We start from the raw sequence: 16,708 nt of genomic DNA, 5'->3' as shown, positions 1-16,708 counted from the left end.
AGTGATATGACGATTAAAATTACCGCTCGAGATCTTTCCATGCGCTTTAAAGAGCGAGTGCTGTTTCACATTCCTCAACTTCAAATCGGCCCGAACGATGCCATTTACCTCAAGGGGGACAATGGGGTTGGCAAAACGACCTTGTTGAAGATCTTGGCTGGTTTGGTGCATCCGACGAGCGGTAAAGTGTGTGCGCAAAATAATGGCTGGCTTCGCCGCTGGTTTACTTCATTGGGCCGTCGTGATGTTGTTTATCTTCATCAGTCCCCTTATCTGTTTGATGGCTCCGTCTATGAAAATGTCCTTTACGGCATCAAATATGATGGTGGCAGCACAAAGGAGAAACGAGCCGAAGTGATTCACGCGCTGCGTATGGTAGGCTTAGAAACCTTAGCCGATGAGCATGTGTCTGTGCTGTCTGGTGGCGAGCGTCAACGGGTTGCAATGGCTAGAGCGTGGATCCTAAAACCTTCAATCTTGCTGATGGATGAACCCAGCGCGTCGGTTGATCAAGAGTCGATCGAGCGTTTAGTGGTGTTAGCGCAAGATTTATTAGCGAGAGGTTCCAGCATTGTGGTCACGAGCCATCAAACCAACGCGCTGACCGATTTGTGTAAAAAACAGTGGTGGATCAAAAACAATACTCTGGTAGAGTCGCCACTCTTGTATGTCATTACAAAAGAGTTATCCCAAGAGAATACCTATGCTACAACCAACACTCACTAGTTGGGTTATTTTAGCTGGCGGCCAAGCTAGCCGAATGGGCGGTAAAGACAAAGGCTTAATCGCCTTAAATAATAAGCCGTTGATTGAGTACGTCATTGATCGGCTAACGCCGCAAACTTCAAACATTCTGATCAATGCCAACCGCAATCAGGATGATTACCAACAATATGGTCCCGTGTTTGGCGATCATTTTCAAAATTTCCCAGGTCCTATGGGCGGTATTCATGCCGGATTGCTGCACGCGAGTACCGACTGGGTTGGTTTTGTTCCTTGTGATTGCCCCCGCATCAATGAAGACTTGGTGGAGCGCTTTTGTCGTGCGGTGACGGATGAAACCGACATTTTGGTTGCCCATGATGGCGACCATCAGCAACCTGTCTTTACTCTGTATCACAAACGAGTCTTGCCTAAACTGACGGCGTTTTTAGAACGCGGTGACCGTAAAATCATCCTACTCTACAAAGAGTGTCACACACAGTATGTGGATTTTAGTGATTCTCCAGACTGTTTCGTCAACCTCAACACGCCTGAAGAACTCACCCAATTTGGACAACTAGAATCATGAGAAACACCATCACTTTGCCTTTACTTGGCTTTGCTGCTTATTCAGGAACAGGAAAAACCACCCTACTGGAAGCCTTGTTGCCCAAATTGACCGCAGCAGGTCTGCGAATTGGGTTACTGAAACACGCTCATCATGATTTTGACGTCGATAAACCAGGCAAAGACAGCTACCGCTTACGCAAAGCGGGTGCCTCACAAATGCTGATTGCTTCGAGAAATCGTTTTGCCTTGATGACAGAAACTCCAGAAGCTGAATCGGAATTTGATTACCTGCTTAGCCGCTTTGATCAGCAAACCATCGACGTCATTTTGGTCGAAGGCTGCAAGAACATTGCGTTTCCCAAAATCGAATTGCATCGTGAAGAAGTCGGAAAACCGTGGTTGTACTCTAATGATGAGAACATTATCGCCATCGCTTCAGACAGTGGCCCGTTAGAAAGCGCACTGCCCCAACTCAACATCAATGATTTGGATGCGATTTGCCAATTTGTCCTCGATTATGTTCACCAACATCAGCAAGTGGCCACGCAAAATGCACCTGCCGCATGTTGCGATACGCTTTCTCCGGCGTTTCTTTCTGTTGCCCAAGGGCAAGAGAAAATTCTCTCCCTAGTCTCTACTGTGGGTGATATTGAATCGTGCCCGATACAACACGCCTATGGGCGCGTGCTGGCTCACGACGTGATTTCTCCGGTGAATGTGCCGCAATACACCAACTCAGCGATGGATGGATACGCTATTCGAGGTGATGACTTACAGCGAGAAAGTTACCAGATCGTGGCTGAAGTGCTGGCCGGTTACCACTACGAACACCCGTTAGAATTGGGACAAGCGGTCAAAATCATGACCGGTGCGCCAACGCCCATCAACGCAGATACGGTGGTCATGCGTGAGCAAACGCATCAAGACGGTGACAAGGTCACTTTCAATGGTGCCAACATCAAAGCCGGACAAAACGTCCGTCAAGCGGGTGAAGACTTAGCCATCGGCAGTAGCGTGTTTACCGCAGGGACTCGCCTCGCCTCGCCTGAAATGGGCATGATGGCTTCTCTTGGCTTTGCACATGCCAATGTATTACGCAAATTGAAAGTGGCGGTTTTCTCCACCGGCGACGAAGTTCAGGCGCCTGGTACAGAACAAAAAGCGAACTCTATCTACGATTCAAACCGTTTTACTATTATGGGCATGCTTGAGAAGCTCGGCTGCGACATCTTGGACTTCGGCATTCTAGAAGATAACGAGCAATCGATGATCGACGCACTAGAAAGCGCAGCGCAGCAAGCGGATGTGGTTATTACTTCGGGTGGCGTGTCCGTCGGCGATGCCGACTACATCAAACTGGCTCTCGACAAGCTCGGACAAATTGATTTCTGGCGCATCAATATGCGTCCTGGACGCCCATTAGCATTTGGTCAGATCAATGAAAAGCCGTTTTTTGGCCTTCCGGGCAACCCTGTTGCCGTGATGGTGTCATTCATCAACTTTGTTGAGCCTGCTGTGCGTAAAATGCAAGGCGAACTAGGCTGGAAACCACTGAAAGTCAGTGCGATTGCCAAAGAAGATTTGCGTTCTCGCCAAGGCCGCACGGAGTTTAGCCGTGGTATCTATGAATTGGATGAAACTGGCCGCCTAACCGTTCGCACGACTGGGAAACAAGGCTCTGGTATTTTGCGTTCGATGAGTGAAGCCAACTGCTTGATTGAAATTTCTCCCGCGGTGGATAGCGTAAAAACGGGAGAAAGCGTGACAATTATTCCACTTCAAGGCAGAATCTAGCCCTGTTGTTGTTAGAAACAGATACAAGGTCAGCGCGTCTGGCCTTTTATTTTGAGAGATTTCATGATTCGTACCATTATTTACACCTATAAAGGTGTTGAAAAAACTTTGCCATTTTCTTACGAAAAACACCGTAATATTCATGAAGCGGTTGCAGAAGCGGAAGGAATTGATATTCGCGACTATCTGAAAATGGAACAGCAAATTGAAGCGATTTCTGATACGAAAGCCGTGCGCAACTACCGTGACAATCACTTTAAAAAGCTTGGCTTTGGCGTGATCACGATGAAACAGAAAGAGAACCTAGGCGTAGGTAAGAAGAATAAGTAGTTCGCTTTGCTTGCGTATTTCCCATTATGGAATGGGGCTAAAAGAAAAGGCTTGCAAGATGCAAGCCTTTTTCATCAAGGGGTTTTGCAGCGCGTTAGCCTTTGATGTTCAAGAACGCTGCACCACGTACACCGCCTGAATCACCATGTTTTGCTTTGATGATCTTCGGACACTTAGCGACAGAAAGCAGATACTTAGGCACACGCTTTGGCATCTCTTCATAAATCAGTTCAAAGTTCGACAAGCCACCACCGAGAGCAACAACGTGCGGGTCATTAGCGGTGAAGATGTTACCAAAACAGATCGCAAGAAGTTCCATAAAACGCTCGACATGCTCTGCGGCTTTCTCATCACCTGCTGCATTGGCTTTGATGATGTCGATGGCTTTCTTCTCTTCACCATAGTAATGGGCGTAAAGCAGTTCAAAACCACGGCCAGAAAGGTAACTGTCTAGACAGCCTTTTTTACCACAACCACAACCTAGCAGCGGCGCGTTGTCGCCTAAATGGAACCATGCATCCAATGGCAAGCGCATGTGACCAAGCTCACCAGCAACGTTATTGCGACCTGAGAAGACTTTGCCTTCGTAGATCAAACCACCACCAAAGCCCGTACCTAAGATCAATCCCATCACTGAAGGGGCGTCTTGCAATTCTTCATCCCATGCTTCAGACAGTGCAAAACAGTTCGCATCGTTTTCAATTTTTACGCTACGACCAATTTTGGCTTCCAGATCCGCACGTAACGGCTTGCCTTTTGCCGCGGGTACGTTAACCGTCAGTACCGTTGCATCGTCAGCGTCTTCCATGCCTGGTAAACCAAGGCCAATTTTGCCTTCACAAGCAAACTCTTGGTCGTATTTTGCGACAAGACCTGCGATGGTTTCTAACAATAACGGATAATCGTTGGTTGGTGTCGGAACACGTTCTGTTGCCACGCGCTCTAGTTTTTCGTTAAACGCACCAAATTCGATTTTAGTGCCACCAACATCAAAGCCGTAATACATGAATTTCTCTCCTGAAATTGCTGCATGGAGCCAAAAATGAGCCCCTAAAATAAGCGTAAATTATAAAAACTAGCGCCATTATCCATATCTCTACACCTGCAAACCGTGACACAGGCAGGATTTATCTTTTCATGACGTCTGTTTGCGCAAGTTGCCAGCAACTGAGAAGTAAAGCTTAGACTTAACTCTCGCTTTTGAACTCCGCGATGAAACGTTTCAGTACTGGTCGTTCGAAGTCGCCTTTTCCACGGCTTTTGGTGAGTAAGTAACTTTCACGAAATACTTCAAACCAGCTTTGTAGACAGCGACTGGCCTGTGTTTCACCCGCTTGTTTAAGCACCAGTGATGCCACTTCAACCGTTGAAAGATGCTGCTCGTTATCTGAGCGTCGCATCAGGTAAGCGGATAGAGCCTCTGGATGAATCGATAATACTGGCAGTGATGCTAGAAAATCGGAGCGACGAAAGATCTTACGCGCCTCACGCCAACTGCCATCAATAAAAATAAACAACCATTTTCGATTCGCTTCGGTCGCTTGGCTTCGAGCTAAACCGGGCAAATCTTCAAGCAGACGCTTAGGATCGTCTACATAGTCCGCGGGGAACACCACCACTGGTTGGTACTCATTACTTGCTAGCAAACGCAACATGTCGTTATCGGGTTCGGTGCGGTTCCACTGATAGACGTAGGTTTCTTTTATGGTGTCTGCGATCAATCGACCAGTGTTACTTGGCTTAAACACTTCGTTGTCAGAGACAATCAGCATGCAGGCGATATTCGACTCGATATCAGGTTGATAGCCACAAATGCAATGTTGTTGCGCAACGTGACAGTAGTTGCAGCGGATAACGTTACAGCCACGCGCATTGAAAGGCTTGGTTGAGATAGACTGTCGGTACTGGTATAACCGATGGAAAGCATGTACTCGCATGATGTCGCGTCGAATGAAGTCAAAAGGAGCACGATTTTAATGTCAGTTCAGTGAGGCGACAACCTTCAATGCATTTGCTGATAAGAGAATCTTGGTCTGCGAGGCCTTAATAATAGAATAATGATTAAATATGGATGAGATAGCATGACGGACCCTTCCCTGCTTCGCTTGAGTTTTTTCCTTGGTGTTCTTTTGATCTGTTTTGTCTGGGAGAATCGATGCCCGCGTAAAACACTGACCGTTTCTCGCTCGTTTCGTTGGGTCAACAACCTCTCTTTGGTGGCACTCAATAGCGTATTGGTTGCACTGCTCGTACCCGTAGTCGCCTTTGAAGCAGCACTACAAGCGCAGCATCATCAATACGGACTGTTCCATGCATTGAATATGTCGGCGACTTGGAACCTATTGTTTTCAGTCATTGCTCTCGATTTCATCATTTACTGGCAGCATTTGCTGTTCCATCGTGTCAAACCATTGTGGCGACTACACAGAATGCATCATGCCGACCTTGATATTGACGTGACCACCGGAACCCGATTTCATCCTTTGGAGATGTTGATTTCGATGGGCATTAAAGTGGCAAGCGTTTTTGTGCTTGGTGTCTCTCCCCTAGCCGTGGTGGTATTTGAGATCATTCTTAATGCCAGTGCGATGTTTAATCATAGTAACGCCAAGCTTCCGTTGAAGGTAGACCATTGGCTGCGCCGGATAATCGTGACTCCAGATATGCACCGAGTACATCACTCAACGGAAGTGAAAGAGACCCACTCCAATTTTGGTTTTTTTCTTTCTGTGTGGGATCGGTGCTTTCGTACTTATCGCGCACAGCCAAAAGCGGGCCATGATGCGGTTGTTATCGGTGTTCCAGAGATTCGTCATGCCGACGAGCAACGGCTCGATAAAATGCTGACGCAACCCTTTCGGATTGCGCCATAAATCAGTTTAAGCGAGTTGGTATTTGTGTAGCATCTCTTGTTGCTGCTCTGAGATGAGAGAAACTTGCTTAGAGCTTTCTACCATGGCTGAAAGCTGATGCTGTGATTCTTTTGCTTGATCAGAAACGTGGGTAATGGATTTCGATACGTCGGTTGTTGCCCTTTGTTGTTCGAGAGTGGCCTGTGCAATTTGTTCCACTTTGGTGCGAATATGCTGCACGGCGTATTCAATATCTGCAAAAACCACGCGCACTTCATCACTGGATGCCAGTGCTTGCGACATGCTTGCACGTGACTCATCCACCGATTGACGGCTGCGTTCGGCTGCAAGAACGAGTTCATTCATCATGCTGCTTATATTGGTGGTTTGTTGGGATGTGTCACTGGCCAGTTTACGTACTTCATCTGCCACCACAGCAAAACCGCGCCCCTGCTCGCCCGCTCGAGCGGCTTCAATGGCGGCATTCAACGCAAGTAAGTTGGTGTTTGCTGCGATGCCGCTGATCATATCCACCATCTCCAGAATTGCCTCAACTCGGCTATCAAGCTCTTTCATCGCATCATCATTCATATTCAGCGACTGCTTAAGGCGTTCTAACCGCTCTAAACTTCCCTCTACAACACAGACACCGCGTTTGGTGTTCTCTGCAGCTCGTTCAGCATCAGCAAGTGACGTTGTCGTCACCTGCGAAATCTGATTGATGGAGCTTTCTAGCTCGACAATCGTGGAGACCATGGATGATAACGCGCGATTTTGTCTCGTTAAGCTTTGGCTAGCCTGTTCGGCTGCACCATGGCTTATCTCTGAGCTCTGATATAAGGATTCACAGTTTTGCGTTACCAACGAAAGAGATTGCTGTGTCGCACTGATCACTAAGTTCAAATTCTCTGCGATCTCTCGCATTTCTCTTGGGCCTGAAGCGACCGCCTGGTGACGAAAATCGTGCTTTGTCAGTGCATCAAGCCGAGAAAGAATGCCACGTAGGCCACTTTCAACCCAACGCTTGAAAGAAAACCAAGAGGCAAGCAACGTAAATAAGAAGGCCGCGCCACCATAAACAACGGTATTTTTGGTTTGGCCAATCGTATTGTGAACCAAAGATTCGTTTTGCTTAATCAGTAAGCTCGCCGTTGCGGACAAATCATCTAATAGTGTTAACGTGGTGTTGGCTAACTGAGTAACGCGATGAATCTGCAACTGTCTTTGTTGCTGACGTTCAATTTTACGCATGACTTCTGCAAGCACCCCGCTCTCTTGAAAACCGGTGAGTACGATATCGTATGGTGCAGTCAGGCTGGTAAAATTCGTTACATCTGGGTGCCACTCTTTAAAGTCATCAAACGCGAGCTCAATCCCTGCGATGCGGTTCTTCATCTCTTGGTAGTGTTTATCCGCTACCCTAATATCATTTTGCATTAGCAGCATGAGGAAGGTGCTTTCCATCGAACTGGCCCCTGCGCTAAAGCGGTTTGAAGCATCTTGAGAATCAGGATTATCCATTGCCAAAAATGAACTAATTCGTGTCATTTCTGGGCCAATAGAACTTAGCCCGTAGCGAAAAGTTGAAATCGCTTGTTCCAACGAGGCCTGAATTTCGATCTCATTCGCTTGTGACGCCAAAATTGAATGGCTAACTTGCGAGAGTTGCGACATGTTCTCATTTAGCAAGTCTTTTTGCTCGGCAGAGAGTAAACCACCCAGCTGGGCGCTGAGCAATTCGAGAGTTTCCACCAGTTGAGTATTTTGCTGGTCGATTTCGCTCACTTTTTGTGTAACTTGCGCTAAGGCATCCGTTTCGAACAGCGTAACACCGTAGTTTAATTGCTTTATCTGTTGCAGAATGCTCTGAGTGAGTTTGGCATTATTGAACGCCATTGGTAAGGCAGATTCGGATAATGAATCAAATTGTTCACCAAGTTTATTCACGTTGATGTAACTTGATGATGAAAGCAAAGAGACAAACAACATCAGGGTGACAAAAAGCCCACTTATTGCTTGAATCAACGAAATAGAACGATTTTTAATAGTAGTCATAGGTTAACCAGTCGATGACGTCACAAGAAAACGGCGTAGTGATTTCAAGTGAGTCTAGAGTTGGCATATGACTGTAATGTGACAGTTTTGCGATAGAGAGATGACAAGTGACTCAGTGCAAGTGGTTAATAGCGTTTACTTTTTACCTCTTATTAACGGGGTGTGCTCAGAGCCCCACTCAAAGTGTGAATAGCGATTTAACATCGCCCAGTTCACCGGAGCTTTGGTCCGGAAACCACAAACTGCAGCAATTTTTCCTTGATTGGCAGGGTACACCTTACTTATTCGGTGGCGACTCCAAATCGGGCATCGATTGCTCGGCATTTGTCCAGCAAGCTTTTACTCACGCTTATCAACGCTCGTTGCCAAGAACAACCAAAGCGCAAGTACAGTATTCAGTTGAAATTCGGTGGGACGAAAAACAATTAGGTGACTTGTTATTCTTTAAAACGAGCAAATCCGATTACCACGTAGGCATCTACTTAACGGACAAACAGTTTATGCATGCTTCTACGTCGAAGGGTGTCATCATTTCGAGACTGGATAACCCATATTGGGCAAGCACTTTTTGGCAAGTAAGAAGGGTTACAATGTAACCCTTGGGAAGGTTGGTTTGAAGCTGAAACTCTACGAGGAGGAAAAATGGCTTCTTTTCTAATCGTATTTTGCAACGGCGGTGTCGAACAAATTTTTCACTAACGCGATGTATTCGTCCAAAAAATTAATTTGTTCATTAGTGGCTTTTTTATACCAAACCCCCGCGAGCACTTCACCTAAGTCTTCCGCTACGGAGTCCGCCTCTTTTAGCAGCTTAAAGCGAACGCTTGAATGTAACTCTGGATTCTGCTCAAAAATAGCCATGATATTTGAGGCGATCATATCCGTGACGACATCTTCAACGGTTTCAGTACCTGTGTCGCCAACATCAGATGCAAACACATCTAAATTTAAGGCAAGGTGTTCAATGAGCGCTAAGTATCCATCGGTGTTAACAACCACTCTAATTCTCCGTCTGAACGCTTACTTAGTACGTAAGCTTACATCGTTGTTCTCTTTGTTAATACTAAGCCAGTTAGAGAAAATTTCATCCCCTTATTTGATTATATTTGCCATTATTTGATGAAACGGCAAATTTGCATCAAAAATGAACAAAGATCACTCTTCGTTTACGGTAACCTGGTTTCGTCCCCCCTCTTTGGAGCGATACAAAGCGTCATCAGCGGCTTTTAGCCACTCGGTGTGAGAGGCAAATTTTGGCCTAAACTCACAAACACCCAAACTAATTGTGAATTTTATTTCGAACTTTTCTACGCATACCATTTCCTGTTCGATACGTTTTCTTAGCCGCTCAGAAAAGTAACGCGCTTGGTCTGCACTGGTATTGGGCAGCAAGACGGTAAACTCTTCCCCTCCAAATCGTCCACAAAGATCACTATTGCGCGCAGTTTTACGCAAAAAGGCCGCTGTTCGCCGAATGACTTCATCCCCAGCATGGTGTCCATAGGTGTCGTTTACTTTTTTAAAATGATCGATATCGAATATGACGAGAGAGCTGATTGATTCTTGAAGTTGCATGCGAGCAAACTCCTCTTTTAGAGAGTGCTCCCAGAAGGCTCGATTTAGTAGACCGGTAAGGCCATCACGTCGGCTGATTTCCGAAAGATGATGGTTTGTTTCTTTAAGGTGCGTTTTGCTTCGTGCAATTTCAGATACGTCATTAATTTGAATTGCAACATGACTGATCTCACCTTTAAGTGAACGTAGCGGTGTGATCACGATATCTTGATACATGTAGGTGCTGCTGTTTGACACGGGGGAAAAGTTATGGAACTTGAACAAGTAAGGGCGATTTTCCCAGCTAGAAAATGACCGTGTCTCTAAGACGCTTGCCGTGTTAACTTTGGTCTCCAGCCAAGCGCGTGGTAAATCGACAAAACAGTCGAAAAGATTTTTACCAAGAATATGCTGACTCAGTACGCCACTGTAAGATTGCATAAAGCTGTTCCAGACACAGACATTGTATTCTCTGTCGATAACGACTAATCCGGAATCCATCGTGTCTAGAATTTGTGTGATCCAATGAAAGTCAGCGATGTTCAGGGTTAAATCGGAACTCATATTGACTCCATAATTTCGTAGATAATGCTGACTGACGGTTTATCAATCAAAAACAGGACTTCGCATTCAAAGTCTAATGATTCAGCAAAATAGGTATATTCAACCGTAAACAGTTCGTCTGACTCTCGTGCACTGTCATATTGGGAGCTCAAGCTATCGATAATTGCGGGCTGACGAAGTGAAAACTGTTTGTCTAATTGCCCCCCCAGCGAAGTGAGGAATGAGGAAACTAATAAATTTGAGACGTTTAGTATAATTTCATTGTGGGTAGAAAAGTCGCGAAGATAGCCAAGTTTTTGCCCGATATTGTCAATGTCATTTCCCCAAAGACAGACTAACGCTTCGCCGTGGATTCCGCCACCAACAAAGCGCTGCGACACGGCCACTGCGCCTTCCCGCTTAATGACATCGGCCATGGTCATACACAGTTCACCATATGTCAGTGGGCCTACGCTAGGGACTGGCAACTGAATAAACTCATTGAGGTGGTCCGCCATAATGGCAGCCCCTTTGCCCAAGGCGATGTTGGTAATTTCTTTGAATTTTGCAAATGCGCTTAGTTTGGGCTCAGGGTTTGCAGCGGGCTTGAGATGCGGCTCTGCGAAATGCAAACCGAACTGAGCGAATAGAGGCTCTATTTCATTTCTGGCAAAAGGTTTGCACAAAAACGCCATCGCACCAAGCTCTAAGCAACGTTGTTTTGCTTCTTGCTGTACATCCCCAGAGACAACAATAACATCAGTGTGATATTGGCTGACCGGAAGGTTAGCAAGTAATTCAAATCCATCCATAATAGGCATGGTGAGATCGAGAAAAAGAAGATCAATATTTTGCTCCATCATAATCTGAAGAGCTTCGTAGCCATCCTGCGCTTCCAAAATGTGGATTGAGTTGTCGCAGACAATGGAACGACTGATTGATTTTCTCGCAAATGCCGAATCGTCACAAATTAGGATTTTCATACTACTATTGGAACCAACATCAAAAACTGAATGATACTTGGCGATTATTAAATGCTCTAGTGCTCAAACCACTAAACTCGTGATCACTAAGCGACTGGATTCACATTTATGCTAATTTTTAGCTCCAACTCGCTATGATGTTGTCAAAGTTTGTCAGTTAACCAAATCAGAAATTGAGTTATGAATTAAACTATTAGGTGTGTGGTGATTTAGAAGAGAGGAAGATTATGTGGCAAGCGATTTCTCAACAACTTTCTGAAGCCTTAATGTTTTCATTTAACATCGTTGAAAAAGTCCATCTATCGGGTGGCGATATCAGCGAATGTTACATGATCAGTGATGGAGAACAACGTTACTTCGTTAAAGTGAACTCCAAGGAGTATCTGGGTAAGTTTCAAGTCGAAGCAGAAAATCTTCGCTTGATGCGTCAAACAGATAGCGTTGCGTTACCTGAGCTCGTTCTGATTGGGCAGAGCAAGACAAATGCCTTTATCATTCTTAACTACCTTGCCACTAAACCTCTTGAAGATAATGAAAACAGTTTCGCCTTTGGACAAAAATTGGCAAAACTTCATTTGTGGGGTGAGCAAAAACAGTATGGCTGCGATCAAGATAACTACCTTGGTGCAACATTGCAGCCCAATTCTTGGCACAAAAAGTGGTCGACCTTTTTCGCTGAACAGCGAATTGGCTGGCAACTTCAATTGCTGAAAGAGAAAGGTGTTGTATTTGCGTCAGTAGACGACATTGTTGAAGTATTTTCGAGACTTCTTGCTAACCATAATCCACGGCCTTCACTCATTCATGGCGATTTGTGGCACGGCAACGTCGCACTTTCCGCTTTTGGACCCATTTGCTATGACCCTGCTTGCTACTGGGGAGATAGAGAATGTGACTTAGCAATGACTGAGTTATTTGGCGGATTCCATGCGGACTTCTATCGCGGTTATGAAGCCATCGCCCCTCTTCCCAGCGGATATAGCGAAAGGAAAGAGCTGTATAACCTCTACCATCTTCTCAATCATTGTAATTTGTTCGGCGGTCACTATCTCGAGCAGGCTCAGAAGTCGATTGACAACATTCTATCCTACTGAATGCATGTGCGTCTTTTTGACGCACATCACCTCAATTTCAAACCTGTCGTTTCTATAGTGAGCGGATAGTCATGTTTTGTACTTAATTCGTCCCAAATAGCAACTTATCTGCCTACTATGAAAGTAAGCTCTTAGAGCGAAATTGAGATAAGTCTAGAAGAGACAACCTCCTTTGCATTCCCCCTTCTAGATGGAAACAGGATAGACGTAAGGATTATGATGTATGCGTAACTACACTGAGAAGCGATTTGCTTGTCCACACTGTGGACACAATATTGGCATTACCCTAGATGCAACCAATGGCGACCAAGAATTTTATGATGACTGCCCAGCGTGTTGCCATGCGATACATTTGAATATGATGGTTGACGAGCTTCATGACACCATCCATCTCACCGCTGATGCAGACGACGAACAAGTATTTTGACCAAAAGATGTGTCTATATCGCTAACTGGGTATCACCTAAATGGTGATACCTTTAGTTGATAACACTCGTTCAACGGTATCCACAATGGCCTGTGTTTGTGGATCAAACTCGATATTCACGCTTTCCCCAACTTTACGCTGACCAAACAGAGTTCGATTTAGCGTCTCTGGAATAAGATGCACACTAAAACGATCTGCTTCGACTTCCCCAATCGTTAACGAGCAGCCATCCACGCCTATGTAGCCTTTCACCAATATGTATTTCATCGCATCATCGTGAGGCAGTTTGAACCAAATGGTTCGGTTATTTGGTGTATCAATGATTTGATCGATCTTTGCCGTGGTACTGATGTGGCCCGACATTGAGTGACCACCAATTTCATCCCCAAACTTTGCCGCTCTTTCGATGTTGACTCGATCGCCAACACGAAGCGTTCCTAAGTTGGTTAACTTGAGTGTTGCTTGCATTAAGTCAAAGCTGACAAGATCATCGGCTATCTTTGTCACCGTCAGACAGCATCCATTGTGTGCCACTGAAGCACCAATGGCCAAGCCACTAAGCATCTCGCCACATAAGCGAATGGTATGAGTTTGAAATAACTCCTTCACCTCAATGATAACAACCTCTGCCGTACCTTGAACTATGCCTGTAAACATCTAACCAGCCTTCTTTTCTATAGATTGAAATGTAAGATTCCATTATTATCCCAGTAGAATATACCTAGCGCGGTAACACTACCGGATTTCCATACTGCCTCCTTCTTTTCCGTTGTGCAACTACGGCATTAATGCGTTGAAAACGTCGAAAGGCCTGACGTCGGATAGGCATGTGCGTTTACCGCGTAGGATATATGCGTCTTTTCAATCTTCTGCTTAGCTTCGGAGTCAATCGTGCATCGCTATAAGAAAGAAGCGTCTAGCTTAATTAAACTTGCAACTCCAGTCTTAATTGCCTCTGTTGCTCAAACGGGAATGGGATTTGTTGATACTGTCATGGCCGGTGGGGTAAGTGCTACCGATATGGCCGCAGTTTCTGTTGCTGCGAGTATATGGCTGCCTTCGATACTGTTTGGAATTGGTTTACTGATGGCCCTCGTTCCTATTGTCGCCCAACTCAACGGAGCAGGAAAGCGTGAACGGGTGCCATTTGAGATCCAGCAAGGTGTTGTCATGGCACTATTGATTAGCGTTCCTATTATCGCGGTCCTATTTCAAACACAATGGATTCTTGGTTTTATGAGCGTCGAGGCTGAAATGGCCGAGAAAACGATGGGTTACATCCATGCGGTTATTTTTGCTGTTCCTGCTTTTTTGCTATTTCAAACGTTGAGAAGCCTGACCGATGGTCTATCGCTCACTAAGCCTGCCATGGTCATTGGCTTTATTGGGCTTTTGCTTAACATCCCTCTTAACTGGATGTTCGTCTACGGCAAACTTGGGGCTCCGGCCTTAGGGGGGGTTGGCTGTGGTGTTGCAACCGCCATTGTGTATTGGGTGATGTTTTTACTGCTGTTGCTTTATGTGACCACGTCACAAAGACTGAAGCCGATCAAGCTGTTTGCGACTTTTCACGCACCGAAATTAGCCGCTCAAGTCACCCTGTTTAAGTTGGGTTTTCCAGTCGCTGCGGCACTGTTTTTCGAAGTGACCTTATTTGCAGTTGTCGCCTTGTTGGTCGCTCCTTTGGGGTCAACGGTGGTAGCGGCTCACCAAGTTGCCATCAACTTTTCGTCTCTCGTCTTTATGTTACCTATGAGTATCGGTGCGGCAACCAGTATCCGTGTGGGACACATGTTGGGGGAAAGATCGACGGAAGGTGCACGAATCGCTTCTCATGTTGGTATTCTTGTTGGTCTGTCTACCGCTGTGATCACTGCGCTGATTACCGTATTGCTAAGAGAGCAAATTGCTCTGCTGTACACAGATAACCAAGTCGTGATCACTCTCGCTATGCAGTTGCTTATCTTTGCGGCCGTATATCAATGTACCGACGCCATTCAAGTGATCGCTGCGGGTGCACTGAGAGGTTATAAAGACATGAAAGCAATTTTCAATCGCACCTTCATCGCGTATTGGTTACTGGGTTTACCCACGGGTTATGTGCTTGGATTGACCGATTTGATCGTCGAGCCTATGGGAGCTCAAGGCTTCTGGATAGGTTTTATTGTTGGACTTTCGTCTGCGGCTGTGATGCTTGGCGCTCGCTTACACTGGTTGCATCGCCAGCGTGATGAGATTCAGTTGAACTATGATTTGAGACCCTAGTCTTTAACGAGGGTCTCATGTTTGTGGCGGCTTAGCGTTAAGTCGTCATATTTACCAAGTCGTTATACTTTTTATTCCGCCTGTCGTTCTCTCATGTAACGCGCAAACTTTGGCTTACCAGAATTAGTGAAGCCATTGTGACGAAAAGTGACGGTTGCACCGATTGCGGGCGGTCTCTTACGTTGTTCATCGGTAAAGCCACTGCCAATATAAAATTCAGTACCATCTTCAAGCCGAACCAATAGCGCACCGAGCATGCCCATCAATCGCCCACTTCCCGGTTTATAGCCAATCACGGTCGCCTCTGCATCATTGAACTTCTTCAGTTTGAGTAGATCGTTTCCTCGCCCAGCTTGATAACGGCTGGTGATATTACGCAACATCACCCCTTCACCACTCAAGCCGGTAATCGCATCCAGTTTTTCAAACAGCTCTTTCTCGCTATGGATCGGTTTGTGTTCGACAAAGCGGATATGTCGCTTGTCGATATTCTTCACCAAATCAATCAGGGTGTAGTAGCGTTTTTGGTAGTCACCCGCTGATTCGGGCAAATCAAACACCATGAACCGAAGCTGTAGCCAGGCCTCGTCCGATGGCTTGTGGTCGAGCACAGTTTGCTGCACAAGATGGAAATTTCCTCGTCCTGCCCACAACTCTCCATCGAGAGGCATCTTCGGTAAGACATCAGTAAACCAACTAGGCGCATAAATTGGATTACCATTGCGCGTGACAAAGCGCTCTCCAGTCCAGTAAGCCCGAATACCATCGAGTTTTTCACTGTACCAATAGTCCGTAACCCGGATGCCATGCTGGTACGACTGAGCGAGCATCACTTCAGGTAAAGGTATTGGTTCGTATTCTGCCTGGGCAGTCGATGTTGCTAGCATGGCTATAGACAACAGGCTTAAACGTATCATCACTCATCCTTGAATTCGTCATCTGCTCCTCTTGTACTGTATTTGCTGCGCTGATTCATTAACTCGACATGGGTTCATAAACGATGTGCGATTTTCATCGTCAAAAACCGTCTTTGCGATCTAAAAATTGCACCATTTTCATGCGACACACCGAATTTTTGATGATTCTCAAATTGAGAATTCGTCCTCTCTAATTGAGAATGGCGGTAATGTGTTGGGTAACATATTGAAATTTGTGATTTATATTTTTGGCATACAACCTGCTCCCATAACATCATCCCAATACGGAGAACGATATTATGGAACTTTGCACACTCGACATTAATCAACACACACTCACCCTATCTATCACTGGAAACTTTGACGCCCATGGCAGCCGTCAAGCCCAAATCCACATCGATAACCTGATCAACAACGATGCTCACCATGACATCGAGGTTGATATGGCGGGTGTCGAATTTTTGGATTCTTCAGGCATTGGCGCGATTGTTTACCTTTACAAACGTCTGATTGAACGTGACCGAAGCATGCGCATTGAAAATGTTCGCGGTCAGCCATTAGAAATCATCAGCCTACTGCGTATAGACCACGCGATCCCGGTCAACTCGAAGCAGTTTTAACC

At 45.8% G+C, this 16,708-nt stretch carries 18 protein-coding genes; 10 read left to right on the top strand and 8 right to left on the bottom strand.

Annotation, left to right across the window (positions count from 1 at the left end; translation table 11 throughout):
- Window positions 1-6: 6 nt before the first annotated feature.
- The 4 genes from FC652_RS12120 (at window position 7) to FC652_RS12105 (ending at window position 3,396) form a co-directional block, all read left to right on the top strand.
- Window positions 7-726, top strand: a complete 720-nt coding sequence (locus tag FC652_RS12120) for an energy-coupling factor ABC transporter ATP-binding protein (RefSeq protein ID WP_176298777.1) — start codon at window positions 7-9, stop codon at window positions 724-726.
- Entirely contained in the window at window positions 704-1,291 is a 588-nt protein-coding gene (mobA, locus tag FC652_RS12115) for a molybdenum cofactor guanylyltransferase MobA (protein WP_038963150.1), read from the top strand. The genes FC652_RS12120 and mobA overlap by 23 nt, the downstream gene beginning before the upstream one ends.
- Window positions 1,288-3,066, top strand: a complete 1,779-nt coding sequence (locus FC652_RS12110) for a bifunctional molybdopterin-guanine dinucleotide biosynthesis adaptor protein MobB/molybdopterin molybdotransferase MoeA (RefSeq protein WP_176298776.1) — start codon at window positions 1,288-1,290, stop codon at window positions 3,064-3,066. Before mobA ends, FC652_RS12110 begins: the two co-directional genes overlap by 4 nt.
- 63 nt (window positions 3,067-3,129) lie before the next feature.
- A complete protein-coding gene (locus tag FC652_RS12105; protein ID WP_011080421.1) occupies window positions 3,130-3,396 on the top strand; it encodes a DUF2960 family protein in 267 nt (88 codons plus the stop codon).
- 94 nt (window positions 3,397-3,490) lie between these two features.
- Here FC652_RS12105 and nagK read toward each other — a convergent pair whose 3' ends face one another.
- Together nagK and FC652_RS12095 are read right to left on the bottom strand one after the other, a co-directional pair.
- Window positions 3,491-4,402, bottom strand: a complete 912-nt coding sequence (gene nagK, locus FC652_RS12100) for an N-acetylglucosamine kinase (protein WP_017420132.1) — start codon at window positions 4,400-4,402, stop codon at window positions 3,491-3,493.
- A 181-nt stretch (window positions 4,403-4,583) separates the two neighbouring features.
- Window positions 4,584-5,333 (bottom strand): tRNA-uridine aminocarboxypropyltransferase, encoded by a 750-nt coding sequence (locus FC652_RS12095; protein WP_176298775.1) that lies wholly within the window; start codon window positions 5,331-5,333, stop codon window positions 4,584-4,586.
- Between the two features lie 144 nt (window positions 5,334-5,477).
- Between FC652_RS12095 and FC652_RS12090 the strand changes: the two genes are divergently transcribed.
- Window positions 5,478-6,269, top strand: a complete 792-nt coding sequence (locus tag FC652_RS12090; RefSeq protein WP_176298774.1) for a sterol desaturase family protein — start codon at window positions 5,478-5,480, stop codon at window positions 6,267-6,269.
- Between the two features lie 6 nt (window positions 6,270-6,275).
- On the opposite strand, the gene FC652_RS12085 is transcribed toward FC652_RS12090, so the two are convergent.
- Complete coding sequence (locus FC652_RS12085) at window positions 6,276-8,303, bottom strand: methyl-accepting chemotaxis protein (RefSeq protein ID WP_176298773.1); 2,028 nt, start codon at window positions 8,301-8,303, stop codon at window positions 6,276-6,278.
- 185 nt (window positions 8,304-8,488) lie between these two features.
- Here FC652_RS12085 and FC652_RS12080 point away from each other — a divergent pair, with 185 nt between their 5' ends.
- Entirely contained in the window at window positions 8,489-8,899 is a 411-nt protein-coding gene (locus FC652_RS12080) for an NlpC/P60 family protein (protein WP_237287397.1), read from the top strand.
- 58 nt (window positions 8,900-8,957) lie between these two features.
- On the opposite strand, the gene FC652_RS12075 is transcribed toward FC652_RS12080, so the two are convergent.
- The 3 genes from FC652_RS12075 to FC652_RS12065 form a co-directional block, all read right to left on the bottom strand.
- Window positions 8,958-9,302, bottom strand: a complete 345-nt coding sequence (locus tag FC652_RS12075; RefSeq protein WP_176298772.1) for a DUF3802 family protein — start codon at window positions 9,300-9,302, stop codon at window positions 8,958-8,960.
- A gap of 156 nt (window positions 9,303-9,458) precedes the next feature.
- Complete coding sequence (locus tag FC652_RS12070) at window positions 9,459-10,421, bottom strand: diguanylate cyclase (protein ID WP_176298771.1); 963 nt, start codon at window positions 10,419-10,421, stop codon at window positions 9,459-9,461.
- Complete coding sequence (locus FC652_RS12065; protein WP_176298770.1) at window positions 10,418-11,383, bottom strand: response regulator; 966 nt, start codon at window positions 11,381-11,383, stop codon at window positions 10,418-10,420. Before FC652_RS12065 ends, FC652_RS12070 begins: the two co-directional genes overlap by 4 nt.
- Before the next feature lie 227 nt (window positions 11,384-11,610).
- Here FC652_RS12065 and FC652_RS12060 point away from each other — a divergent pair, with 227 nt between their 5' ends.
- The gene (locus tag FC652_RS12060) at window positions 11,611-12,477 is read left to right on the top strand and encodes a fructosamine kinase family protein (RefSeq protein ID WP_176298769.1); all 867 of its coding nucleotides are present in this window, start codon (window positions 11,611-11,613) and stop codon (window positions 12,475-12,477) included.
- 223 nt (window positions 12,478-12,700) lie between these two features.
- Window positions 12,701-12,904, top strand: a complete 204-nt coding sequence (locus tag FC652_RS12055; protein ID WP_176298768.1) for a CPXCG motif-containing cysteine-rich protein — start codon at window positions 12,701-12,703, stop codon at window positions 12,902-12,904.
- A gap of 36 nt (window positions 12,905-12,940) precedes the next feature.
- On the opposite strand, the gene FC652_RS12050 is transcribed toward FC652_RS12055, so the two are convergent.
- Window positions 12,941-13,561 carry a riboflavin synthase subunit alpha gene (locus FC652_RS12050; RefSeq protein WP_176298767.1) on the bottom strand — a complete coding sequence of 207 codons (621 nt, stop codon included), beginning with the start codon at window positions 13,559-13,561 and terminating at the stop codon, window positions 12,941-12,943.
- A 234-nt stretch (window positions 13,562-13,795) separates the two neighbouring features.
- Between FC652_RS12050 and FC652_RS12045 the strand changes: the two genes are divergently transcribed.
- Window positions 13,796-15,169, top strand: a complete 1,374-nt coding sequence (locus tag FC652_RS12045; RefSeq protein ID WP_176298766.1) for an MATE family efflux transporter — start codon at window positions 13,796-13,798, stop codon at window positions 15,167-15,169.
- A 71-nt stretch (window positions 15,170-15,240) separates the two neighbouring features.
- On the opposite strand, the gene FC652_RS12040 is transcribed toward FC652_RS12045, so the two are convergent.
- Window positions 15,241-16,089 (bottom strand): DNA ligase, encoded by an 849-nt coding sequence (locus FC652_RS12040; protein ID WP_176298765.1) that lies wholly within the window; start codon window positions 16,087-16,089, stop codon window positions 15,241-15,243.
- 296 nt (window positions 16,090-16,385) lie between these two features.
- Between FC652_RS12040 and FC652_RS12035 the strand changes: the two genes are divergently transcribed.
- The gene (locus FC652_RS12035) at window positions 16,386-16,706 is read left to right on the top strand and encodes an STAS domain-containing protein (protein ID WP_176298764.1); all 321 of its coding nucleotides are present in this window, start codon (window positions 16,386-16,388) and stop codon (window positions 16,704-16,706) included.
- Window positions 16,707-16,708: the final 2 nt, after the last annotated feature.

Source organism: Vibrio sp. 05-20-BW147 (assembly GCF_013369385.1).
GTDB lineage: Bacteria > Pseudomonadota > Gammaproteobacteria > Enterobacterales > Vibrionaceae > Vibrio > Vibrio floridensis.
Note: the sequence above shows the minus strand (reverse complement) of the source record. Positions and strands in the feature narration are given on the sequence as shown.